The following is a 22,769-nucleotide window of genomic DNA, read 5'->3' as shown; positions in this document are numbered from 1 at the left end:
GCGGGCCCGGCCGTCAGCCCCGCCTCCGCCCGCCGCTGTCCACCGCGCCCCGGTGCCGTACCGGGCGTGCCAGCAGGCCGCCCAGGAAGCCGGTGACCAGGCCCCACAGGGCGGCCAGGCCCAGCGCGGTCCACAGTCGGGGGCGCAGGAACAGGTCGCCGGCGAGACCGCCGCCCAGGTCGCCGATGCCGAGCACCGACAGACCGTAGTGCGCGGAGATTCGACCCACCAGGCAGATCATCAGCACCGTCAGCACCAGCGCCACCGCCATGTGCAGGGCGTGCTGCCAGGCGCGTGTGCGGGCCGGTGAGCGGGCCGCCATCACGAAGGCCGCCGCCAGCAGCAGCGCCGCGTCGACCACGACGAGCCACCACACCCGGCCGTCGTGCTCGGCGAGCGTACGGAGGTTGAGGGCGGAGGTCTCCTGACCGCGCAGCACCTCGTCCAGCACGTGCGGCATGGGCAGCCCGAACGGGCCCTCCACCCTGCCGTCCCAGGTGGCGCCCAGGCCGAGCGTGAGCGCCAGCCACACCAGATTGGGCAGACCCAGCAGGACCACCGCCAGCGTCTCGGCGGGATGACCCCGGGAGACGGCCACGACCAGAGCGATGACGACGCCCAGGCCGACATACGCCAGGAGCAGCAGCACCATCGCGTACGCGGCCGGGCGCACCGACTGCTGGAAGCGCAGCAGCCGCGCCGGCAGCGGGGCGCCGCGGGAGACCAGCAGCGCCAGCAGCAGCACCCCGGCCAGCCACACCAGGCCGACGAAGAGGGTCAGCGGCACGTCCGTGGTGAAGCCGACCTCCGGACGGATGCCGAAGATATCGGCGATGTCGCTCAGCTCGCCCTCGCCGAGGGAGATCGTGAAGGTCTGGCGGGCGGCCAGTGCCACGGCGAGCAGCCCCAGCAGCCACACCACGCCGACCCGCGCGGCCCAGCCGGCCAGCTCCCCGGCACCGGCCACCGCGCGATGGCGCAGCGGCCGCAGGAAACCGGCGGCGACGACCAGCGCCCCGGTGAGGGTCACGGACAGCGGGATCACCGTCAGCCCGGCCCGGGTGCCGGCCAGGGGGCCCGCGTCGCCGGAGAGCTCGACCGTGCCACCGACCGCGGTGACGAGGGTCGCCGCGACAACCCTCGGGAACGCGTTGTCCGGCAGGTCCGCGGCGCCGGCCGCCCACAGGCCCAGCGAGGCCACGACCCCCATGGCGATCAGCCCGGCCAGTGCCGTGACGACCGCCTGCACCCAGCCGTGGCGGGCGACCGCCGAGGCGGAGGGGCTGTGCGCACTCACCCTGCCACGCTAAGCAGGCACCGCGCCGTGCGCCTGCCGGGAGATCCGTCCGGGGACCACGCGTCGCCGTGGGCTTGCGGACGGCACCCGACTGGAGCACACAATGGGGCGTTGCAAAAAAACCAGGCATATCCGGCATATCTGACATCTCCGTGCTGGAGTGTCGCGGAAGTCCCCGTCGGGAGAGCCCCGTGAGCGTCGAACCGCCGTCGTCCGGCCGCCCCACCGGACCCCCCTCCGGCCCGCTGTCGGGTCCCTCCCAGCCGCCGTCGGGCCCGCCGTCGGGTCCGCCCTCCCAGCCGCCCGGCGGCTCCTCGGGCGGTACGCCCGAACCGCGCCGGCCCTGGTGGCGGTCCGTGCCCGCGATCGCCCTGGTCACGGCCGCCGCCGTGGCCGCGGCGGCCGTCGCCGTCGTGCTCACCCGTCCCGGCGGCGGGGGCTCGGACGGTACCGGCGGCGAGGTCTTCCTGCAGGCCGCGAGCCAGACCGGTCCCGACCCCTTCACCGAGTCCACGGCGACGGACAGCTCAGCACCACCCGTGTCCGTGAGCCCGAGCGCCGACTTCGCGACCACGCCCTCCAAGGCCGTGCGCGGCGTCGACGGCGGAGCCACCGGCCTCTACGGCGGCAGCCTCAACAAAGCCAGCTGCGATGTGGAGAAACAGATCAAGGTGCTCGGGGCCGCCCCCGCCAAGAACAGGGCGTTCGCCTCCGTGGCCGGCGTCGACCCCTCCGACGTCGGCGCCTACCTGCGCTCCCTCACCCCGGTGCAACTGCGCATGGACACCCGCGTCACCAACCACGGCTACCGCGACGGCGCCGCCACCCGCTACCAGGCCGTGCTGCAGACCGGCACCGCCGTCCTTGTGGACGGGCACGGCGTGCCGCGCGTGCGCTGCGCCTGCGGCAACCCGCTGACCCCGCCGGTCGCCCAGCAGGGCACCCCGAAGCACACCGGCGACTCCTGGCCGACGTACCGCTCGTCGAACGTCGTCGTGGTGTCGCCCTCGACGACCGTCATCAACGTCTTCGTCCTCTACGACCACGACGACGACGGCTGGTTCGCCCGGCAGCGCGGCGACACCGGGCACAAGGACCGGCCGACCAAGCCACCGGCGCACCCCTCGCCTTCCGTGAGCGCCACCACGCCCACCGCGCCCACCTCGCCGCCATCCCCGTCGTCCCCGTCCCCGTCTCCGTCGTCCCCGTCTCCACCGTCCCCGGACACCGAGTCGCCCGCGCCGCAGGAGTCGCCCTCGCCGCCCGAACCGCAGACCGGCGAGCCCGGCACGGAGGACTCCGTGGCCTCCCCGCCCGGGGAGGCACCGCCCGGGGAGGCGCCGCCCGGCGCCGACACGGTCAGCGAACCCGCGGCGCCCCCGGACGGGGCCCAGCGGTTGTCGCCGTCGCTGTGACAACGGGAGTGCGTGGCGCGCCACGGGGTACGAGCACAGGTGCAACAGCGTCCGGCCAGTCCGGCCTCCGAGAGAGACACGCATGATCGAGCACCTGGACGGGTCCGTGGTACCGACTGGTTTCGACGTGCCCGTGGAACCGCTGCGGCGCGCGGAGCACTACACCGGGGAGCCGGGATGCATCGCCGAGGCCCGGACGTTCGCCGCGCGCTTCGTGGAGCGGCTGCGCACCGAGTGGTGCGCCGCCATCGACGACCGGGCGGTCGACGAGCTGATGCTGGTGGTGAGCGAGCTGGTCACCAACGCCGACCGGCACAGCAACGGTCCCTACATCCTGGAACTGGAGGGCACGGACGCCTCCGTCACGGTGTCCGTCTACGACAGCAGCGACGCGCTGCCCCTGCGCTTCCCCAAGGACCCCGAGCGGGTCGGCCGGCACGGACTGGAGATAGTGCACGCCCTCGCGACCGAGGTCAGCGCCGAGCGGGTGCCGGTCGGCAAACGCGTGCGCGCGGTCGTCCCGCTCGACGGCACCTGAGAACGGCCCGCAGACCGGCCCGGGGCCGGGGACCGGGTCAGGCCCGGCCCGGCTCGTCCACCAACCCCCGGCGCAGCCGGGTCAGGATCCGCTTGATGAGCCGGGACACATGCATCTGGGAACAGCCGAGCCGCTCCCCGATCTCCGCCTGGGTGGCCTCCTCCACGAACCGCAGATGCAGGATCCGCCGGTCGCGTTCGCTGAGCCCGGCCACCAGCGGGGCCAGCGAACTGATGTCCTCGACGAGCAGCAGCGCACGCTCCTCCACACCGATGAAGTCCGCCAGCACCGCCTCGCCGCCGTCCGGGCCGTCCCCGGTGAGCGCGGCGTCCAGCGAGGCCGAGGAGTAGCCGTTCGAGGCGATCTGCGCCTCCACCACCTCCGCCGCGGGCAGGTTGAGCAGCGTGGCCAGCTCCGCCACCGTGGGCTCGCGGTCCAGCCGGGCCGCCAGTTCCTCACGGGCCTTCGCCAGCTCCACCCGCAGCTCCTGCAGCCGCCGCGGCACGTGCACCGCCCAGGTGGTGTCCCGGAAGAACCGCTTGATCTCGCCGAGGATGTACGGCAGCGCGAACGACGTGAACTCCACCCCGCGCGCCAGCTCGAACCGGTCGATGGCCTTGATCAGCCCGACCACCCCGGTCTGGACGATGTCCTCCATGTCGTCCCCGCGGCCCCGGAACCGCGCGGCCGCGAACCGCACCAGCGAGATGTTCATCTCGATGAGCGTGTTGCGCGCGTACTGGTACTCCGGCGTGCCCTCCTCCAGCTCCGCCAGCCGGCGGAAGAACACGCGGGACAGCTCCCGGGCGTCGAGCGGGGCCACGCTCCGTGGGTCCTCGACGGTTTCCGCCCCGGCGGTCCGTGTCCCGACGGTTCCTGTCTCCGACCGCGTCCCGGCGGCCCGCATGCCCTCTGCCACGAACGGGCGCCTACCCGATGTCGCCCGGCACATGCCTGCCCCCCCGATTCCACCGAGGGCGGAACGCCGGACCCTTCCCGACGCGGCCTCAACTCCTAGGCTGAGAAGGTGACCAACGTGCCGAACGAAGCCCGAGTGATCCCGCTGCGCCCGAACACCCCGTCACCGCCGCAGGCGGCCCGCCCCAAGGAGCCCCTGTGGCGCGACCTCGTCGGTGACGTGCTGCGCCGCGAGCGCCTCGCCCAGGAACGCACCCTGAAGGACGTCGCCGACACCGCCCGGATCTCCATGCCGTACCTGTCGGAGGTGGAACGCGGCCGCAAGGAAGCCTCCTCCGAGGTCCTCGCGGCCGCCGCGCACGCCCTCGGCCTGACCCTGGGCGATCTGCTGGCGCGGGCCCAGGGCGAACTCGTCCGCCTGAGCAGCCGCACCGCGAGCCGCGGCCGTACGACCACCTCCTCGCCGTACGGCGGGCTCTGCCTGGCCGCCTGACGTCCTGTCAGGAGCGTCGGCCGGCGCCTCAGACCGCCGTGAGGCGCCGGCTCACCACCTCGTCGGCCAGCCCGTACGCCACCGCCTCCGGCGCGGTGAACACCTTGTCGCGGTCCGTGTCCGCGCGCAGCGTGGCGAGATCTTGGTGGGTGTGCCGGGACAGCACCTCCTCCACCTGTGCGCGGATCCGCACCATCTCCTTGGCCTGGAGCGCGAGATCGGACACCGTGCCCTGCCGGCCACCGCTGGCGGGCTGCCCGAGCAGCACCCGAGCGTGCTCCAGCACGAACCGCCGCCCCGGATCCCCGCCGGCCAGCAGGACGGCCGCCGTGGAGGCCGCCTGTCCCACGCAGAACGTCGAGATCGGCGCCTGCACATACGTCATGGTGTCGTAGATCGCCATCAGCGAAGTGAACGATCCGCCGGGCGAGTTGATGTAGATCGCGATCTCGTTGTCCGGCGCCGACGACTCCAGATGGAGGAGTTGCGCGATGACGACGTTGGCGACGCCGTCGTCGATCTCGGTGCCGAGGAAGATGATCCGCTCGTTGAGGAGCCGGCTGAACACGTCGAAGGACCGCTCGCCCTGCGGGGTGCGCTCGATGACGTGCGGAATCGTGTAGCTCCCCATGTCACAGCCCCATCCGTCGCTTCGACGAGGCCGGGCGGACGTCGGTGAGCGACTCCACCACCCGGTCCACGATGCCGTACTCCCGGGCCTCCTCGGCGGTGAACCAGCGGTCGCGGTCGCCGTCCCGGGAGATGGTCTCCGGGCTCTGGCCGGTGTGCTCCGCGGTGATCCGCTCGATGGTCCGCTTGGTGAACTCGTGGTTCTGCGCCTGGATCTCGATGTCCGCGGTGGTGCCGCCGATGCCGGCCGACGGCTGGTGCATCATGATGCGCGCGTTCGGCAGCGCGTACCGCTTGCCGGCCGTGCCGACGCTGAGCAGGAACTGGCCCATGCTCGCGGCGAACCCCATCGCGACGGTGACGACGTCGTTGGGGATCAGCCGCATCGTGTCGTAGATGGCCAGGCCCGCGTGGACCGAGCCGCCCGGACTGTTGATGTACAGGCCGATGTCGGTGCGCGGGTCCTCCGCCGACAGGATCAGCAACTGGGCGCAGACCCGGTTGGCGGAGACCTCGTCGACCTGCGTGCCGAGGAACACGATCCGCCGGCCCAGGAGTTGGGCGGCCAGCTGGTCGTCGAACCGGGTGGGCGGGGTGTCGCCCTCCTCGGCGCGGGGAGCGAGCGTGGTGAGCATCGGGTCATCCCTTCGGGAGGTGAGTGCCGTCCCCTCCACTCTGGGCCGCGCACGCCCCCCGCACGCGGTCTCTCTGCCCGCGGCAGATTCGCCACGGGCAGAGCGCCCGGCCCCTCCGCCCTCGGGCCGGCCGGTCCGGTCGGGGCCGCGCCGCCAGGTGCCGCCGTACGGATGGATCCGGCTGCGGGCGATGAGTTTCGGACGCCGGACCGGTCGATACAGATGACCGTGTGCACTGACCCAGGAGGCAGCTCATGACCACCGACGGATTCACCACGTGTCTCTGGTTCGACACCGAGGCCGCAGAAGCCGCCCGGTTCTACGTCTCGGTCTTCAAGAACTCGAGCATCGGGACCGTCACCCACTACCTGGAGGGCGCGCCCCGCCCCGCCGGGGGTGTGATGACCGTCGACTTCACAGCCAACGGCCAGCGGTTCGTCGCGCTCAACGGCGGCCCCGAGTTCAAGTTCAACGAGGCGGTCTCCTTCCAGATCGACTGCGACGACCAGGAGGAGATCGACTACTACTGGACCAGGCTCACCGAGGGCGGCGGCGAGCCCGGCCCCTGCGGCTGGCTCAAGGACAGGTACGGAGTGTCCTGGCAGGTCACGCCCAAGGTCCTGATGGACATGATCAGCGACCCGGACAAGGAGAAGGCGGGCCGCGCCATGCAGGCCATGCTCAAGATGGGCAAGCTCGACATCGCCGCCCTGCGCAGCGCGTACGACGGCGAGTGACCCGGCGGCCGGCTGGCGGTGCGGCGACGGCCGCACCGTCGGCGGTCCCCGGCCCACGTCCGCGCCGCCGCCCGACACTCCCTCTACGACAGGTCGTCGACCAGCACCGCCGCCCCGTCGAACCGCCCCGCCTTCAGGTCCCGCAGCGCCCCCAAGGCACCCGACATCGGATAGGCGTGGGTCGTCGCACGCACCCCGTGCCGGGCCGCCAGCTCCAGGAACTCCCGTGCGTCCGCACGGGTGTTGGAGGCGACGCTGCGCACCTCCTTCTCGTAGAACAGGTCGGTCTCGTAGCGCAGCGGCGGTACGTCGCTGAGGTGGATCCCGGCGATGGACAGTACCCCGCCCCGGTCCAGGGCGCGCAGCGCGACCGGCACCAGATCGCCGCTCGGGGCGAACAGGATCGCACCGTCCAGCGGCTCCGGCGGAACCTCGTGGATGTCGCGCGCCGAGGCCGCGCCCAGTTCCAGCGCCAGCCGCCGCGCCGCCGCGCCCCGGGTCAGCACATGCACGGTGGCGCCCTGCGCCAGCGCCACCTGCGCGCACAGATGGGCGCTGCCCCCGAAGCCGTACAGCCCGAGCCGTCCGCCCGGCGGCAGCGCGGCGCGCCTGAGCGCCCGGTAGCCGATGATGCCCGCGCACAGCAGCGGCGCGAACGCCACATCGTCCACACCGGCGGGCAGCCGGTGCGCGAACGCGGCCGGCACGGTCGTGTACGGGGCGTAGCCGCCGTCCGCGTCCCAGCCCGTGTACCGCGAGTCCGGGCACAGGTTCTCCGCCCCGCGCGCGCAGTACCGGCAGCTCCCGCAGGTGCGGCGCAACCACGCCACACCCACCCGCTCACCGACCGCGACACCGGTCACCGCCGTGCCCAGCCCCGCCACCTCGCCGACCACCTCGTGTCCCGGCGTCACCCCCGGCCTGCGCACCGGCAGATCACCCTCGGTGACATGCAGATCGGTGCGGCACACCCCGCAGGCCCGCACCCGCACCAGCAGCTCGTCGTCCCCCGGCACCGGCACCGGCCTGGTCACCAGCCGCAGCGGCTCGCCCTCCACCGGCCCCGGCGCCACCACCGACCAGGCGCGCATCGCCCTGTCCGCCATGCCGCGCCCCCTCTCGTCGTGCCGATGACCCTCGCCTCCCAGTCTGGGACGGACGGGGGCGCTCGGCGCGCGGGGTGGGCGTCGGATGGCTAGCGTGAGGAAGCGGAGAATCCCTCTCATCGGAAGGGCCGCCGTCATGGCCGTACAACCTGAAGGAACCCCCTGCTGGGCCGACGCGATGTTCAGTGACGTCGAGGGAGCCAAGCGCTTCTACGGCGAGGTGCTGGGCTGGACCTTCGGCGAGGCGTCGTCGGAGTACGGCAACTACACCGAGGCGTACGCGGACGGCAAGGCGGTCGCCGCGGTCGTACCGCCCATGCCCGGCCAGGAGGGCCAGTCCCAGTGGTGTGTGTACCTCGCGTCGCCGGACGCCGCCGCCACCGCCGCCAAGGTCCGCGACAACGGCGGCGAGGTGCTGATGGGGCCGATGGAGGTGGGCGAGTACGGCACGATGCTGATCGCCCGTGAGCCCGGCGGCGCCGTGTTCGGCGTCTGGCAGGCCGGCACGCACGAGGGTTTCCAGGCGACCGGGGTGCCCGGCGCCTACGCCTGGGCCGAGGTGTTCACCCGCGAGCCCGAGAAGACGGACGCGTTCCTGCCCGCCGTCTTCCCGTACTCGATGCAGCAGATGGAGGACGACGCGATCGACTTCCGCCTGTTCAACCTGGGCGACACCACGGTCCTCGGCCGGATGAAGATGACGGAGGAGTTCCCGCCCGAGGTGCCGTCGTACGTCAACGTCTACTTCACGGTCCCCGACTGCGACGACGCCGTCGCCAAGGCGACCAGGCTCGGCGGCGTACTCCGGTTCGGCCCGATGAACTCCCCCTTCGGCCGCTTCGCCGCGCTCAGCGATCCCCAGGGCGCCAGCTTCTCGGTCCTCGACCCGTCCACGACCGAGGGCGAGCTGCCGAAGATCACGGACGTGCCCTGAGGGCGTGCCGGGGCCTCGCCCGGCCATGACATCATCGTGCCCATGCGTGAACGTGTTGTGGCCGCGTGCGACGGGGCTTCGAAGGGCAACCCCGGACCGGCGGGCTGGGCCTGGGTCGTCGCCGACGAGTCGGAGGCGCCGGCCCGCTGGGAGGCCGGACCCCTCGGCCGGGCCACCAACAACGTGGCCGAACTGACCGCGCTGGAGCGCCTGTTGGCGGCCACCGACCCGGCGGTGCCGCTGGAGGTCCGGATGGACTCCCAGTACGCCATGAAGGCGGTCACCACCTGGCTGCCCGGCTGGAAGCGCAACGGCTGGCGGACCGCCGCGGGCAAGCCGGTCGCCAACCAGGAACTGGTCGTGCGCATCGACGAGCTGCTCACCGGACGCTCCGTCGACTTCCGCTACGTCCCCGCCCACCAGGTCGACGGCGACAAGCTCAACGACTTCGCCGACCGCGCCGCCAGCCAGGCCGCCAGTGTCCAGGAGGCCGCGGGCAGCGCGGCCGGCTCCCCGGAGCCGCCGCCCTCCCCGGACACCCCGAAGTCCGCCGCGCCGCGGCGCCGCCCCGCCGGGGCCAAGCCGACCCAGCGGCGCGGCGGTGCGGCGTCGTCCCGCACGATCAAGGCAAAGTTCCCCGGCCGCTGCCAGTGCGGCCGCTCCTACCCGGCCGGCGAGCAGATCGCCAAGAACGACCAGGGCTGGGGCCACCCGGAGTGCCGCAGTGCCGCCTCGGCCTGACTACTCCGTGTCGAACGTGTAGAACGGCCTGTGGTCCAGCAGGTCCGCCGGGCTCACGTCGTTCCACGGCTTCATCGTCTCGTTGAGGTCGACCACGTTCGGTGTTCCCGCGGCCGGCACATAGGTCGCCCCCGGGTGCCGGCGCTGCCAGTCGGCCCACAGCTTGTCGACGTAGGCGTGGTGCAGCCAGAACACCGGGTCGTTGGGGGAGACCCCGGTGGCCATCTGGCCGCCGACCCATACATGCACCCTGTTGTGCAGGTTGACCCCGCGCCAGCCCTCCAGGTGGTTGCGGAAGCCGTCGGAGGCGCTGTTCCAGGGCGCCATGTCGTACGTCCCCATGGCCAGCACCGACTCCACCTCCGCCCGGGTCGGCAGTTCACGCACGCTGACGCCGAGCGCGCGCCGCAGATACGTACGGCCGTCGACGCGCACGTTGATCTGCCAGTTGCCGGAGACCTCGGCGAACGGGCCGTCCGTGACCCGGCCGTCCCGGCTGCGCCCGGTGCCGCCGAGGAAGTCCGGCGCCCACAGCGAGGAGCGGGGCGAGCGGTCGGTGGACCAGTCCCAGTACGGCAGCGTCACCGAGGCGTCCACGGACTGCAGGGCGCGCTCGAACTCCAGCAGGAATCTGCGGTGCCAGGGCAGGAACGACGGTGAACGGTGGCCGGTGCGCTCGCCGTTGTCGGTGTCGGCCAGGATGAAGGCGTTGTGCGTCGTGACGAAGGCGTCATAGCGGCCGCTGCGCTTCAGCTCCAGGACGGCCGCGACGAAACGGCGCTTCTCGTCGGCGGTCAGGGTGGCCTGGTTCTTGCGGACGGTCATGTGTGCTGGTGCTCCAAGTGTGCGGGGACGGCGGTCAGTTGGCGGGGAACGGCAGCAGCCTGGCGCCCTGCAGCTCGTCGACCGCGGCGCGCGCCGCGGCCTTCGGCGTGGCCACCGGGTCGTAGTGGCTGACCACGCTGATCCAGGTGCCGTCGGCGTTGCGCATCAGGTGCAGTTCGACGCCGTCGATGAACACGGTGTAGCCGGCGCCGTGGTGACCGCCGCCGTGGTGCCCGCCACCGGTGGCCGGGCGGCCCTGTATCCGGCGGCCCTTGTAGACCTCGTCGAAGGGCGCGGGCGCGCCGTGTCCGTCGTGCCCTGCGGCCGTGGCGGCGGGTGCGGCGGCACCGGCGACGCCGGCGGCCGCGGTGAGGGCGGCCGCGGCGGTCAGCGCGCGACGACGGGTGAGTTCCGGCATGCGGAGCCTCCTGAGGGGGGTGGATTCGGTTGAGACCCCGCATGCCTATCGGGCGGGCCGAGAAGGGCTGAAATTCCCCCGAACGGGTTGGCTACGATCCGGACAATTAGCCAGATGTCGTGCAGTATTGAACGAAGTTGATCTTGTTCTGTCGGGGGCTCACGCAGGGGCGGAGCGGGGAATTCCTTCCGCGGGAAGCGCTGTCTTCGGTGATCTTTCGCCGGCCGCCCCACCACCCATGGCATGCGTCACGCGCGAAAAGTGGCGCGATCCGCTCGACAAGCTCCCGGCGTACGACCCCGAGTCCGCCCGGAGGGGCCGGTTCCGTGAGTGGCCGGCCAGGATGACAGACTGACGCCATGGACGAGCGCGAATTCGGCAGGTCTGGTCAGCACGCATCCGTCGTCGGCCTCGGCACCTGGCAGCTGGGTGCCGACTGGGGCGACGTGGACGACAAGGAGGCCCTGAAGGTCCTGGACACGGCGGTCGAGTCGGGGGTGACCTTCTTCGACACCGCCGACGTCTACGGCGACGGACGCAGCGAGCAGACCATCGCCGCGTTCCTGCGTGAACGCCCCGACCTTCGGATGCTGGTCGCCACCAAGATGGGCCGCCGCGTCGACCAGATCCCCGAGAACTACGTCCTGGACAACTTCCGCGCCTGGAACGACCGTTCCCGCCGCAACCTCGGCGTCGACCGCCTGGACCTGGTGCAGCTGCACTGCCCGCCCACCCCCGTGTACTCCACCGACGAGGTCTTCGACGCCCTCGACACCCTCGTCGAGGAGGAGCGGATCGCCGCCTACGGCGTCAGCGTGGAGACCTGCGCCGAGGCCCTCACCGCGATCGAGCGCCCCGGCGTGGCCAGTGTGCAGATCATCCTCAACCCGTTCCGCATGAAGCCCCTGTACGAGGTCCTGCCGGCGGCCCGCGCGGCCGGCGTCGGCATCATCGCGCGCGTGCCGCTCGCCTCCGGCCTGCTGTCCGGGAAGTACACCAAGGACACCGTCTTCCCGGCCAACGACCACCGCACCTACAACCGGCACGGCGAGTCCTTCGACCAGGGCGAGACCTTCTCCGGCGTCGACTACGACAGCGGGGTCGAGGCCGCCGTCGAGTTCGCCGGCCTGGCCCCCGAGGGCTTCACCCCGGCCCAGCTCGCGCTGCGCTGGATCATCGACCAGCCCGGCGTGACCACCGTCATCCCCGGCGCCCGCACCCCCGAGCAGGCCCGCGCCAACTCGGCCGCCGCCGCACTGCCGCCGCTGTCCGAGGAGACGCTCGCGGCGATCCGCGACCTGTACGAGCGGCGCGTCAAGGACCAGGTCGAGGGACGCTGGTAGCCCGGCCGGGCGGGGGTCCCGGGACGAAAACCGCTCACGGGGTACTCGCCGGGTACTCCCGGGAGAGAGCGCACCGAGGGGCGACTCGAACCGGGACGACCGCGAGACCCCGGGAGGACAGGTGGCGGGCATCGGCAAGGAGACCGGCACCGAGCGGCGCCGGGGACGCAACGAGAGCGAGGAGGAGCGCGCCGACCGGATGTGGGGCGAGCTGATCCAGGAGGTCCGCGTCGCCCAGACCGGGGTGCAGATCCTCTTCGGCTTCCTGCTGACCGTCGTGTTCACCCCCCGCTACACGACGCTCGGGGACACCGACAAGGTGATCTACATCGTGACCGTCATCCTCGGCGCCTGCGCGACGGGCGCGCTGATCGGCCCTGTCTCCCTGCACCGCCTGGTCTCCGGCCGCCGGGTGAAGCCGCAGGCGGTGCGATGGGCGTCCCGCCTGACCTTCGTCGGCCTGATCCTGCTGTTCGCGACGATGACCGCCGCGCTGCTGCTGATCCTGCGCGTGGCCACCCACGACGCCTTCGTGCCCTGGCTCGTCGTCGCCGTGGTCCTCTGGTACGCCCTGTGCTGGTTCGGCGTCCCCCTGTGGACCCGCCGCCGCTACACCTCGCGCTGACCCCCGGCGCCGCGCAGCGCCGCCAGACAGCTCCCGACGGCCTGCTGGAGCTCCTCCAGCCGCTGCACCATGTCGTCCTCGTAGAACTCCTGGGCGTCGTCGAAGGTCAGCTCCTCGAACGCCTTGGTCGCCTTCTGCAGGCTGCTGTAGAACTTCGTGCGCCGCTCCCGCACCCGCAGACCGGGGTCGGCCTCCACGGTCTCGACGACGAGGTGCCTCATCGTGTCGTACGCCTCGGCCGCCCACTCCCCGGCGTCCTCGCCCTCGTCCAGCTCGTCGATCAGCGACAGATGCCGCTCGGCCTCCAGCCGCAGCTCGGCGGGCGCCTCCAGGGTCTGCCCGGCAGGCGTCCTGATCCGGCCCGACTCGGCGATCTGACGGACGTACCCGATGCGGTCGGCGGAGCGGCTCTCGGTGGCGACGGCCTTCTTCAGGTCGTCGGTGCGCACCACGTCCCGGGCCAGCTCCTCCTGCAGCTCCGGGTCCTCACGCACCCGGTCGAGGAGCGCGGCGCGGGCCGCCCGCGCGGTCGAGGGGTCGGCGAGGATCGCCGCGCGCAGGGCGGTCGGGTTCTCCGCGACCTCCAGCGCCTTCGTCGGCCGGATCCCCTCCGCCTCGGCGGCCTCGGTGATGGCGACCCCGCGCTCCGAGGCGGCGCTGGAGCGGGCGCTGTAGTAGGTCAGCCACACCTCCGCGTCCGGCAGCTCCACCTCCTGCCCCGGGGCCAGTTCCTCGAAGTGCGGGACGAGACCGTCGTCGGCGGCCCGGTCCCATGCCTTGTAGTGGCGCATCACCCGCTCCGGGGAGCAGCCCGCCAGCTCGGCGAACTCCTTCGCGGACACCTTCGGCGTCTCGGCGGCGCCCTGACCGCCCGGCCGGACACTGCGCGCCACCTTCAGCCCGAACGCCCAGCCCCCGGTGCGCGCGTACACGCCGAACTCACGCGCGTCCCGCGCCACGAGGTCGGACAGCGGCGCGGGACGGGTCCCGGCGGGGACCTCGGCGGACGGCTCGGACGGGGCGGCGACTACGGTCACGGACGACTCTCCTGGAAAGCGCGCTCGGTGAGGTGCCCGGCGGACGACAGGGCAGACCGGCAGCCTATATCGGCCTATTGACGACGCTTTGCCGACGGCACGCTGCGCCGCTCAGTCGAACGCCTCCCGCAGCGCGGGCAGCAGCGTCTTCTCCGACCAGTCCAGAAACGCCGGCTGCGTGTCCCCGCCGATCTGCACCAGGGCGATCTCCGTGAACCCGGCCTCCACGTACGGACGTACGGCCTCCACGAACTCCTCCGGGTCGTCCCCGCAGGGAATGGAGTCGGCCACGTCGTCCGGGGTCACGAACTGGGTCGCCGACTCGAAGGAATCCGGGTGCGGCAGCTCGGAGTTCACCTTCCAGCCGAGGCCGAACCAGCGGAACTGCGCATGGGCCCGCTTCACGGCCGTGTCCCGGTCGGGGTCGTGGCAGACCGGCAGCTGGCCCACGCGCGGCTTGCCCGAGCCGCCGTGCCGGTCGAACGCCTCCAGCAGACCGGACTTGGGCTCGGTGGCGATGACCAGATCGGCGAGCCGGCCGGCGATCCGGCACGACCGCTCACCGGAGACGGCGATCCCGATCGGCGGCGGCTCGTCGGGCAGGTCCCACAGCCGGGCCGACTCCACGTCGAAGTGCGTGCCGTGCCGCGTCACATGACCGCCCGCGAACAACGCGCGGATGATCTCCACCGCCTCCTGGAGCAACTCGTGCCGCACCTCCACCGAAGGCCAACCACCACCCACCACATGCTCGTTGAGGTTCTCCCCGGAACCCAGCCCGAGCCGGAAACGGCCCTCGGACAGCAGTTGCAGCGTGGCGGCCTTCTGGGCCACCAGCGCCGGGTGGTAGCGGACGGTCGGGCAGGTCACGTACGTCATCAGCGGAATGCGCGCGGTCGCCTGGGCGGCGGCCCCCAGCACGCTCCACGCGTACGGCGAGTGCCCCTGGGCGCGCAGCCACGGAAAGTAGTGGTCCGACGTCACCGAGAAGTCGAAGCCGGCCTCCTCGGCGCGCACCACATGCCCGACGAGTTCACGGGGGCCGGCCTGCTCGGTCATCATCGTGTATCCGAATCGCACCATGCCGGACGGGTCCCCGGCGCACCGGCGGGAAAACGAAAGCCTCAGGGACGTCCGTACCCGGTCCCCCCGAACGCCCCTGTCCCGAAACAGGGTCGAAAATGTGTGCGTGCAGAGCGACGATGCGGTCATGACCCTGCCCTCCAGCACCCCCGCCGCCCAGGGCGTCGACGCGTCGGACGTCCTCGCCTTCCTCGACGCCGTGGAAGCGGCCCACGGCATCGCACCGCACAGCCTGACGGTCCTCCGGCACGACCGGCTCGTCGCCTCCGGCTGGTGGGCGCCGTACACGCCCGAGCGGCGTCGGCTGGTGTACTCGGTGAGCAAGAGCTTCACCGCCACGGCCGCCGGGATCGCCGTCGACGAGGGGCTGATCGGCCTCGACGACCCGGTGATCTCCTACTTCCCGGAACTCGACGCCGAGATCACCGACCCGCGCAGCCGGGCCATGCTCGTACGGCACGTGGCGTCGATGGCGAGCGGGCACGAGGCCGAGACCTTCGACCGGGCGCGCGCCCTCGACGGGCGCGACCTGGTCCGCGGCTTCCTCCTGCTGCCGCCGGACCGCGACCCGGGCACCGTCTTCGCCTACAACCAGCCCGCCACCTACACCCTCGCCGCGATCCTCCAACGGGTCACCGGACAGCGGCTCACCGAGTATCTGCGCCCCCGGCTCCTGGACCCGCTCGGCATCGGCGAGGTCACCTGGCTGAGCGACCGGTCCGGCCATGAGCTGGGCTTCAGCGGACTGCACGCCCCCACGGACGCGCTCGCCCGGCTGGGCCTGCTGTATCTGCGCGAGGGCATGTGGGACGGCGAGCGGCTGCTGTCGCGGGAGTGGGTCGCCGAGGCGACCCGGGCGCAGATACCGACGGCCGGGGCGATGGCGGGCGCCGACCGGTCGGACTGGGACCGGGGCTACGGCTTCCAGTTCTGGCGGTCCCTGCACGGCTACCGCGCCGACGGCGCCTACGGCCAGTTCGCCCTCGTCCTGCCGGAACAGGACGCCGTGGTCGCGCTCACCGCGGCCACCGACGACATGCAGGCCCTGCTGAACCTCGTGTGGGACCATCTGCTGCCCGCGTTCCGGCCCGCGCCGCTGACCGGACAGGAGCAGGCCGAGGCCACCCTCGCCAAGCGGCTCACCGGGCTCGCACTGGAGCCCGCACCCGGCGAGCCCGCGCCGCCGCAGCGGGCCGGGGACTGGTCGGACGCCGCCTTCACCCCGTCCGGCGGCACCTGCGCGGGCCAGCCGACGCTGAGCCGCGTCAAGGTCACCGAGGGCCCGGACGGCTGGACACTGACCCTGCTGGAGGAGGGGCACCCGCTGGATCTGCGCCTCGGGCAGGGCGGCGGCTGGACGGTCCACGAGCGGCCGCTGCCCGTGGCCGTCGGCGGCGGCTGGACCGACGCCGACCGGCTCACCGTGGACGTCCGCTTCCTGGAGACACCGCACTGCCTGCGGGTGGTCTGCGCACGGTCCGACGGCACGTTCACCGCCCGCTGGGACACCGTCCCGCTGCACGGCGGCCCGCTGCGCTCGCTGCGCGCCTCAGGCTGAGTCCGGCCGGAAGGTGTCGAGGAAGGTGTGCAGAGCCTGCTGGTTCGCCGCCTTGTCCCAGTCCGCGGCCGGGGTCGTCCAGCGCAGCGAGAAACCCCGGTGCCCGCCGAGCAGGAAGCCCCGGCCGAACGTGCGCACCCAGGTGCCGTCCGCGTCGACGAGCCACTCCATGTCGGCCGCCGCCCGCCCCTGGTACGTCGTCGCCCGGATCTCGCCGATGCGCCGGAACCCGGCGGCTGCCTTGAGCCCCGGCTCGACGTCGTCCCGCCAGACGGCGACCGGGTCGGGGCCGACGCGCTGGCTGTAGGTCACCGCGAGCGTGCGCGGGTCGCCGTCCGCCCCGAAGGTGACCCGGTAGGCGAGGTCGGCCTGGCGGTCGGTGCTCAGCGGCCGCCAGCCGTCCGGGAGGGCGACGGAGAAGCCCTCGGGGGAGCGGTGGACCCGGAAGCCGTCGGGGAGGGCGTCCCCGGACGCCGACGCGGAGGGAGACGGGGACAGGGACGGCTGGACCGGAGCCGACGTGGAGGGCGAAGGCGTCGGCGTCGGCGTCGGCGTCGGCGTTGGGCTCGGTGTCGGGGGCGCCGGTGTTGTCGCGGACACGGTCGGACGGGCCTGGGCACTGCCGGACGGCTGGTCGTCGGAGCCGGGCAATTGGTGCGTGACGGCGAGGGTGGCGACCGCCACCGTGACGACGGCCAGCGCGGTCCCGGCGGCCATCGCCCGCCCGCTCCCGCGCGGCCCGGCCTGCCGGGCGGCCACGTACACGCGCCGCAGCCCGTGCAGGGGGACACACTGCGGATCCTCGTCGTCCACCAGCACCCGGGCGAGGGCCTGGCGCACCACCGGGCGGGTCAGCCGCTCCCGGGAGTCCTTGCGCAGCAGGCCCTGCACGGTCGAGGTGAGCGGGCCCGCCCGCAGGGGCGTGCGCAGCGGCAGCCGGTCCACGCCCTTCAGCGTGCTCTCGGGCCGGTCCCGGTCCCGGAACGGCGGCCGGCCCTCCACCATCGTGTAGAGCAGCGCCCCCAGCGCCCACAGATCGGCCGCCGGGCCGATCCGCTCGTCCCGGGCCTGCTCGGGCGAGGCGTACGACGGTGCCGCCAGGCGCGGCACCAGCATGGCGCCCGCCAGACCGAAGCCGGTGAGCACCACCGGCCCGCGCTCCCGCAGGAACACCTGGCCGGGGCTCAGCTCGCCGTGGGTGATGCCCTCGCCGTGCGCCGCCTCCAGCACCTCCAGCAGCTGCAGCCCGATCCCGGCCGCCCGCGCCGGAGGGAAGACCCGCTTCTGGCCGAGGAGCTGGCCGAGGGGCCGGCCGTCTATCCACTCCGTCACGGTCCACAGCGCGCCGTCCTCCGCCACCGCGTCCAGCACGGCGGCGATCCGGCCGGGGCACAGCCGCGCCATCGTCTCGGACATCCGCAGCACCCGGTCGGCGGCCCGGCGCATGTCCTCCTCGCCGATGCCGTCCGGCAGCCCCACGCGGGTCACCACACAGGGGCGCGTCTCCCGCAGATCCTCCCCGTACCAGCTGACGCGGTTCGTCTCCCGGTGGACGACGTCGAGCAGCCGGTATCTTCCGGCGACCAACTCGGACGTGGAGACGTGCGCCTTGACCATGGCCATCCCTCGCTGAACCCCGGAGCTCTCCCTTTCCCAGAGGTACGACCCGTACGACGGCGCGTGTTCAAAGGAACCGCACATCGGCAGCGATTCCTGTCTTTCATTCAAAAACGCCGGTCAGGTGTGCGAAGAAAAGCAGCCGCGTGGGGAAACAGCGGGGAAATGGAAAACGCCCGCCCGGGCCTATTCCGGCGACCGGGAAACACCGAGGAGCCGGCCCGCCCAGGCAGCCATGTCCCCGGTCGTCGCGTTGCCGCCGCAGACCACCAGCCCCAGACGGGCATCCTCACCGACCCGCTCCAGCACCCGCCGCGCCGCCGGCAGCAGACAGCCCGCGGCGGGCTCGGCCCACAGCTTGGCGTGCTCCGCGAGGTCCAGGGCGCCGCGCACCGCCTCCGCGTCGGACACCACCAGCACCTCCTCGACCAGCGCGGTGACATGGTCGTAGGTCAACCGCGACACCGACGGGGCGCTGAGCGTGGACACGATCGACGACAGCTCCACCGGCACCGGCCCGCCCGCCGCCAGCGCCGCCGACATCGCCTGCGCGCCCTCCGTCTCCACACCCCAGATCCGCAGCCCCGGGCGACGGGCGCGCAGCGCGGCGGCGACCCCCGAGATCAGCGCGCCGCCCCCGATGCTCACCAGTACGTCGGTGACGTCACCGGCGTCCTCGGCGAACTCGAGCCCCACCGTGCCCTGCCCGGCGACGACCACCGGATCGTCGAACGGGTGGACCAGCGTGAGCCCTTCGTCGCGCAACCGGCCCATCAGCTCGAACGCGCCGTCCATGGTGTCGGTCAGCCGCACCACGGCACCGGCCGACTCGGCGATCCGGACCGCCCGCGCCGGGGCCGAGCGCGGCATCACGACCGTGGCCTTCACATCGAGGGCGCCGGCCATCTGCGCGACGGCGATGCCGTGGTTGCCGCCGCTGACCGCGACGACACCCGCGGCCCGCTCGGCCTCGCTCAGCGACAGCAGCTTCGCCGTCGCGCCGCGCGCCTTGAACGAGCCGGAACGCTGCAGCAGTTCGAGCTTCGCCGTGACGGGCACACCGAGCAGCTCGGTGAGGCCGGGGCTCGGCACGGTAGGGGTGCGGACGACATGTCCCGCGATGCGCTCGGCGGCGGTTTCGATGTCGGAGATGCCGATCAAGGTGGTTCGCCCTTCTGGCTTCTGGCTTCTGGCGCGGTACGGGATCCGCGCCTCACCGCACCCTTGCTCGTGGCCGTTCCCGGGTCAACTCGGTTCGGCCGACGGCGACTCTTCGCGGTTCACCGGGACGTCAGCCGCCGAAGAGCTGGGTCCAGTACGTGCCCGCCGGGCCGCCGCCCGCGAAGCCGACGCCGATATGGGTGAACTCCGGCTTGAGGATGTTCGCTCGGTGGCCGGGGCTGTCCATCCAGCCCTCGACGACCTCGGCGGGGGAGCGCTGGCCGCAGGCGATGTTCTCGCCGATGGTCCGCCGGGTGGAGCCCGCGGCGGCGGCCCGGTCCCAGGGCTGGGTGCCCTCGGGCGAGGTGTGCGAGTAGAAGGCACGCGCCGCCATGTCCGCGCAGTACGCCCGTGCCGCGCTGCCCAACGGCCCCTCGGCGGCGAGCGGCCGCAGCCCGGCCCGCACCCGCTCCCGGTTGGTCAGCTCGACGACCTCGGCCTCCACCCGGTCCAGGCCGCCCGGCGTGAGCGGCCGCGCCCACAGGGCGGTCCAGTAGCTGTCGCCGGACGGCCCACCGACGACCCGGGCCACGCCGACGTCCGTGAACACCGGATCGTGCAGGATCCACCGGAGCCGCTCGCCGCCCAGACAGTAGTCGACGAACTCGGCGTGGCTGCGCGGCCCGGACACCAGATGCTCACCGACCGCCAGATACGCGTACCCGGCGGCCGTGACGCGCTGGTACAGGGAAACCCCGTCACCGCCCTCCACCCCGAGCCGCCCGGCCGACGCCATGGCGGCCGCATGCGCCCCGGCCGCGCTCGCCAGCCGCGCGTCGAGCGTCAGGGCGGGCGAACCGGCGGCCGCTCGCGCGCGGTTCACGAGCGGCAGGAACCCGTCGGGGTCCGCCTCGTCCTCGACGACGTCCACCCCGAAGTCCCGGGCCAGCCCCGCCAACCCGTCCGCGTACCCCTGCCCGATCGCCCGTAGCTTCCACACACCGTTCCTGCGATAGACCTCCGCGAGCAGCAGCAGCGTCTCCTGCCGCACGGGCGGCGGCACGAACCGGGCGAGCGGGCGGCCGCGCGGGTCGGTCACGTGGAGCGTGGGCACGGGCAGCCGCGCCAGGGGCGTCCCCGGGTCTGCCGGGCCGGCCACCACCGTCACACGGGTGGCACCGGTACGCAGCCGCCCCGGCTCCAGCGTGAGCGTGTCCCCGTGAAGACGCGCCCCGGGCACGGCCGGCTGGTTGTAGAACACGAAGTCGCCGTCGCCTCTGACCCGCCCGCTGTCATCGGTGATGAGAGCTGACAGATCAAAGGGACCGGGCACCCGAAGGGCCAGGACACCGTGCGGGAGAGGCGCATTGCTCCCGGGAACCAACTCGCTCATACCCACACAACGCACCAGCACGACGGCAGTTCCCACGGACCGGGGCGCGGTCGTCGTTCGTCCGCGGCGCTGCCGAACCGCAGCCGAGTGGTGAAGACTGGCCCCGACGCACATGCACGCGATGCAGGGAGGCAAGCGGGATGACGGGCCCGATCACGGCAGGGGTCGACGGGACGGACGAGAGCCTGGCGGCGCTCGCCTGGGCGGCCCGGGAGGCCGTCCGGCGGGACGTGGCGCTGCGCGTGGTGCACGCCTGGCGGTTCCAGTCGCACGCGGCGGCAGACGTGGCCGACCGTGACACCCAGGCCCGGTGGGTGCGCGACGGTGTGGACGACGCCGTCGGCGCGGTCGCCGAGCGGCACCCCGGCCTGGAGGTGACCACCGAGGTGGTGGAGGGCCGGCCCGTCGAGACGCTGGTCGCGGCCGCGGCGGACGCCGAGATGCTGGTGCTCGGCTCACGCGGGCACGGCGCCGTCGTCGGGTTCCTGCTGGGTTCCGTCGGCCAGCAGGTGATCGCCGAAGTGTCCCGGCCCGTCGTGCTGGTACGGGCGGGCGGCAAGGCGTCCGACGAGGTGGCCGGGCACGAGATCGTCGTCGGCCAGCAGGGCGAACCGGAGGACAGCGAGGCGGTGCTGCGGTTCGCGTTCGAGACGGCCGCCGCCCGCCGTGCCACCGTCCGCGTGGTACGGGCCTGGACCCTGCCGCCGGTGTTCGCCTACAGCCCCGGCTCGATCAAGCTCCTGGACGAGGCCGGCGGGCTGGAGCCGTACGAGAGGAAGGCGCTGGCGGCCGTGGTCAAGCCGTGGCGGGAGCGGTTCCCGGACGTGCATGTCGTGGAGCACGTCGAGATGGGCAGCGCCGGGCAGGTCCTGCTGTCGGTGTCCGGGCGGGCCCAGCTGATGGTCGTGGGGCGCCGCGCCCACCGTACGGCGGTGGGCGCCCGGATCGGCTCGGTGGCCCACGGTGTGCTGCACCTCGCGGACTGCCCGGTCGCCGTCGTGCCCCACGACTGACCACCGCCGGTCACTCGGGGACGGTCGGCTCCAGCGTCTCCCGCGCCTTGGGCAGGATCTTCTCGATGTAGTCCGCCACGGCCGTGTCCAGCCCGATGTCGTGCTGCGCGCGCTCCGACAGATACCAGCGGTGCTCCAGCAGTTCGTGGTAGATCTCCGCCGGATCCATGGAGCCGCGCAGCTCCAGCGGCACGGCGCGCACGGTCGGCCGGAACACGTCCCGCACCCAGCGGTGGGCGAGCACCTCGGGGCGGGCCGCGAGGGGGTCGCCGGGCGCGTAGTCGTCCTGGGTGGCCATCCAGCTCTCCAGGTCGTTCAGCAGCCGGCGGGCCTGGTTCTCCTCGGTGTCCAGACCGGTCAGCCGCAGCAGCTGGCGTTGGTGGTGGCCGGCGTCGACGACCTTCGGCACGAACGTGACGGTGTCGCCGTTGGAGGAGTGCTCGATCTGCATCTCGGCCACGTCGAAACCGAGGTCGTTGAGCCGCCGTATGCGGCGCTCGATGTAGTGGTACTTGCCCGCCGGATAGACGGAGGTGCGGGTCAGCTCCTTCCACAGTTCGCCGTAGCGGGCGCAGATCTCCCTGCCGAACTCGACCGGGTCGACGGAGGGGTGCAGCGCCCCGGACGCCTCCAGGTCGAGCAGCTCACCGCTGATGTTCACGCGGGCCAGGTCGAGGTCGTAGTCCCGCTGCCCCGGGCTCAGCTGCGGGTGCAGGTCGCCGGTCTCGGCGTCGACCAGATAGGCGGCGTAGGCGCCCGCGTCGCGGCGGAAGAGGGTGTTGGACAGCGAACAGTCGCCCCACGCGAAGCCGGCGAGGTGGAGGCGCACCAGCAGCACGGCGAGCGCGTCCATCAGACGGTGCATGGTCGCCGGCCGCATCGTCGTCTCGAACATCGAGCGGTACGGCAGGGAGCCACCGAGGTGCCGGGTGACCAGCACCGACTCCAGCGACTCGCCGGCGGTGTCGGCGCGGCCGGTGACCACGGCGAGCGGGTCGACGGCCGGGATGCCGAGCCGGTCCAGGTCGCGCAGCAGCTCGTACTCGCGCAGGGCGGGCCGCTGGGCGAGTTCCTTGACGGCGATGACCTCGTCGCCGGCCCTGGCGTAGCGCACCACGTGACGGGAGATGCCGCGCGGCAGCGGGACGAGGACGTCTTCCGGCCACTCCTCCAGAGGCAGGTGCCACGGCAACTCCAGCAGGAGGGCCGGGTGCTCCGGATTGGTGGCGCTGATCTGCAAAGCCATGGCCCG

23 protein-coding genes are annotated in these 22,769 nt (G+C 72.9%); 10 read left to right on the top strand and 13 right to left on the bottom strand.

Translation table 11 applies throughout. The annotated features are described in order from the left end of the window. Positions 1 to 13: 13 nt before the first annotated feature. Positions 14 to 1,297 carry a streptophobe family protein gene (locus ACH5AC_RS31335; RefSeq protein WP_398865622.1) on the bottom strand — a complete coding sequence of 428 codons (1,284 nt, stop codon included), beginning with the start codon at positions 1,295 to 1,297 and terminating at the stop codon, positions 14 to 16. 191 nt (positions 1,298 to 1,488) lie between these two features. Here ACH5AC_RS31335 and ACH5AC_RS31330 point away from each other — a divergent pair, with 191 nt between their 5' ends. Together ACH5AC_RS31330 and ACH5AC_RS31325 are read left to right on the top strand one after the other, a co-directional pair. Beyond that, entirely contained in the window at positions 1,489 to 2,712 is a 1,224-nt protein-coding gene (locus ACH5AC_RS31330) for a DUF6777 domain-containing protein (protein WP_398865621.1), read from the top strand. An 82-nt stretch (positions 2,713 to 2,794) separates the two neighbouring features. Next, positions 2,795 to 3,250, top strand: a complete 456-nt coding sequence (locus ACH5AC_RS31325; RefSeq protein ID WP_398865620.1) for an ATP-binding protein — start codon at positions 2,795 to 2,797, stop codon at positions 3,248 to 3,250. Between the two features lie 37 nt (positions 3,251 to 3,287). Here the strand turns inward: ACH5AC_RS31325 and ACH5AC_RS31320 are convergent, their stop codons facing one another. Beyond that, complete coding sequence (locus ACH5AC_RS31320) at positions 3,288 to 4,157, bottom strand: SigB/SigF/SigG family RNA polymerase sigma factor (protein WP_398865705.1); 870 nt, start codon at positions 4,155 to 4,157, stop codon at positions 3,288 to 3,290. Between the two features lie 120 nt (positions 4,158 to 4,277). Here ACH5AC_RS31320 and ACH5AC_RS31315 point away from each other — a divergent pair, with 120 nt between their 5' ends. Then, the gene (locus tag ACH5AC_RS31315; protein ID WP_398865619.1) at positions 4,278 to 4,661 is read left to right on the top strand and encodes a helix-turn-helix domain-containing protein; all 384 of its coding nucleotides are present in this window, start codon (positions 4,278 to 4,280) and stop codon (positions 4,659 to 4,661) included. 28 nt (positions 4,662 to 4,689) lie between these two features. Here the strand turns inward: ACH5AC_RS31315 and ACH5AC_RS31310 are convergent, their stop codons facing one another. Next, on the bottom strand, positions 4,690 to 5,292 hold the full coding sequence (locus ACH5AC_RS31310; RefSeq protein ID WP_398865618.1) for a ClpP family protease: 603 nt from the start codon (positions 5,290 to 5,292) through the stop codon (positions 4,690 to 4,692). 1 nt (position 5,293) lies between these two features. Beyond that, entirely contained in the window at positions 5,294 to 5,926 is a 633-nt protein-coding gene (locus ACH5AC_RS31305; protein ID WP_398865617.1) for an ATP-dependent Clp protease proteolytic subunit, read from the bottom strand. A gap of 254 nt (positions 5,927 to 6,180) precedes the next feature. Between ACH5AC_RS31305 and ACH5AC_RS31300 the strand changes: the two genes are divergently transcribed. Further along, positions 6,181 to 6,663 (top strand): VOC family protein, encoded by a 483-nt coding sequence (locus tag ACH5AC_RS31300; protein ID WP_398865616.1) that lies wholly within the window; start codon positions 6,181 to 6,183, stop codon positions 6,661 to 6,663. Between the two features lie 83 nt (positions 6,664 to 6,746). On the opposite strand, the gene ACH5AC_RS31295 is transcribed toward ACH5AC_RS31300, so the two are convergent. Next, a complete protein-coding gene (locus ACH5AC_RS31295; RefSeq protein ID WP_398865704.1) occupies positions 6,747 to 7,754 on the bottom strand; it encodes a zinc-binding alcohol dehydrogenase family protein in 1,008 nt (335 codons plus the stop codon). A gap of 151 nt (positions 7,755 to 7,905) precedes the next feature. On the opposite strand from ACH5AC_RS31295, the gene ACH5AC_RS31290 reads away from it, so the two are divergent. Both ACH5AC_RS31290 and ACH5AC_RS31285 read left to right on the top strand, forming a co-directional pair. Continuing rightward, positions 7,906 to 8,703 (top strand): VOC family protein, encoded by a 798-nt coding sequence (locus tag ACH5AC_RS31290; protein WP_398865615.1) that lies wholly within the window; start codon positions 7,906 to 7,908, stop codon positions 8,701 to 8,703. A gap of 42 nt (positions 8,704 to 8,745) precedes the next feature. Continuing rightward, entirely contained in the window at positions 8,746 to 9,444 is a 699-nt protein-coding gene (locus ACH5AC_RS31285; RefSeq protein ID WP_398865614.1) for a ribonuclease H, read from the top strand. On the opposite strand, the gene ACH5AC_RS31280 is transcribed toward ACH5AC_RS31285, so the two are convergent. Then, on the bottom strand, positions 9,445 to 10,269 hold the full coding sequence (locus tag ACH5AC_RS31280; protein WP_398865613.1) for a tyrosinase family protein: 825 nt from the start codon (positions 10,267 to 10,269) through the stop codon (positions 9,445 to 9,447). It abuts the gene before it with no gap. A 34-nt stretch (positions 10,270 to 10,303) separates the two neighbouring features. Next, a complete protein-coding gene (locus tag ACH5AC_RS31275) occupies positions 10,304 to 10,687 on the bottom strand; it encodes a tyrosinase cofactor (RefSeq protein WP_398865612.1) in 384 nt (127 codons plus the stop codon). Between the two features lie 359 nt (positions 10,688 to 11,046). On the opposite strand from ACH5AC_RS31275, the gene ACH5AC_RS31270 reads away from it, so the two are divergent. Continuing rightward, positions 11,047 to 12,030: an aldo/keto reductase gene (locus ACH5AC_RS31270; protein WP_398865611.1), complete on the top strand. Its 984-nt coding sequence runs from the start codon at positions 11,047 to 11,049 to the stop codon at positions 12,028 to 12,030. A 121-nt stretch (positions 12,031 to 12,151) separates the two neighbouring features. Further along, the gene (locus ACH5AC_RS31265; RefSeq protein WP_398865610.1) at positions 12,152 to 12,655 is read left to right on the top strand and encodes a DUF6328 family protein; all 504 of its coding nucleotides are present in this window, start codon (positions 12,152 to 12,154) and stop codon (positions 12,653 to 12,655) included. Here the strand turns inward: ACH5AC_RS31265 and ACH5AC_RS31260 are convergent. Next, on the bottom strand, positions 12,640 to 13,692 hold the full coding sequence (locus ACH5AC_RS31260) for a hypothetical protein (protein WP_398865609.1): 1,053 nt from the start codon (positions 13,690 to 13,692) through the stop codon (positions 12,640 to 12,642). The genes ACH5AC_RS31265 and ACH5AC_RS31260 overlap by 16 nt on opposite strands. A gap of 111 nt (positions 13,693 to 13,803) precedes the next feature. Further along, positions 13,804 to 14,775 carry an LLM class F420-dependent oxidoreductase gene (locus tag ACH5AC_RS31255; RefSeq protein ID WP_398865608.1) on the bottom strand — a complete coding sequence of 324 codons (972 nt, stop codon included), beginning with the start codon at positions 14,773 to 14,775 and terminating at the stop codon, positions 13,804 to 13,806. Between the two features lie 127 nt (positions 14,776 to 14,902). Between ACH5AC_RS31255 and ACH5AC_RS31250 the strand changes: the two genes are divergently transcribed. Then, complete coding sequence (locus ACH5AC_RS31250) at positions 14,903 to 16,333, top strand: serine hydrolase domain-containing protein (RefSeq protein ID WP_398865703.1); 1,431 nt, start codon at positions 14,903 to 14,905, stop codon at positions 16,331 to 16,333. On the opposite strand, the gene ACH5AC_RS31245 is transcribed toward ACH5AC_RS31250, so the two are convergent. From ACH5AC_RS31245 to ACH5AC_RS31235, 3 genes are all read right to left on the bottom strand, one after another. Then, a complete protein-coding gene (locus ACH5AC_RS31245) occupies positions 16,325 to 17,956 on the bottom strand; it encodes a serine/threonine-protein kinase (RefSeq protein WP_398865607.1) in 1,632 nt (543 codons plus the stop codon). The genes ACH5AC_RS31250 and ACH5AC_RS31245 overlap by 9 nt on opposite strands. A 180-nt stretch (positions 17,957 to 18,136) precedes the next feature. Continuing rightward, positions 18,137 to 19,111, bottom strand: coding sequence for a threonine/serine dehydratase (locus ACH5AC_RS31240; RefSeq protein ID WP_398865606.1), 975 nt, complete (start codon positions 19,109 to 19,111; stop codon positions 18,137 to 18,139). Between the two features lie 130 nt (positions 19,112 to 19,241). Beyond that, complete coding sequence (locus ACH5AC_RS31235) at positions 19,242 to 20,504, bottom strand: CAP domain-containing protein (RefSeq protein ID WP_398865605.1); 1,263 nt, start codon at positions 20,502 to 20,504, stop codon at positions 19,242 to 19,244. A 140-nt stretch (positions 20,505 to 20,644) separates the two neighbouring features. On the opposite strand from ACH5AC_RS31235, the gene ACH5AC_RS31230 reads away from it, so the two are divergent. Then, positions 20,645 to 21,517 (top strand): universal stress protein, encoded by an 873-nt coding sequence (locus ACH5AC_RS31230; protein ID WP_398865604.1) that lies wholly within the window; start codon positions 20,645 to 20,647, stop codon positions 21,515 to 21,517. Between the two features lie 10 nt (positions 21,518 to 21,527). On the opposite strand, the gene ACH5AC_RS31225 is transcribed toward ACH5AC_RS31230, so the two are convergent. Further along, positions 21,528 to 22,763: a DUF4032 domain-containing protein gene (locus ACH5AC_RS31225; protein ID WP_398865603.1), complete on the bottom strand. Its 1,236-nt coding sequence runs from the start codon at positions 22,761 to 22,763 to the stop codon at positions 21,528 to 21,530. Between the last annotated feature and the right edge of the window lie 6 nt (positions 22,764 to 22,769).

Origin of the sequence: Streptomyces sp. NPDC018693 (genome assembly GCF_044391385.1) — a bacterium.
Taxonomy (GTDB): domain Bacteria; phylum Actinomycetota; class Actinomycetes; order Streptomycetales; family Streptomycetaceae; genus Streptomyces.
This window is presented reverse-complemented; position numbering and strand designations above follow the sequence as displayed.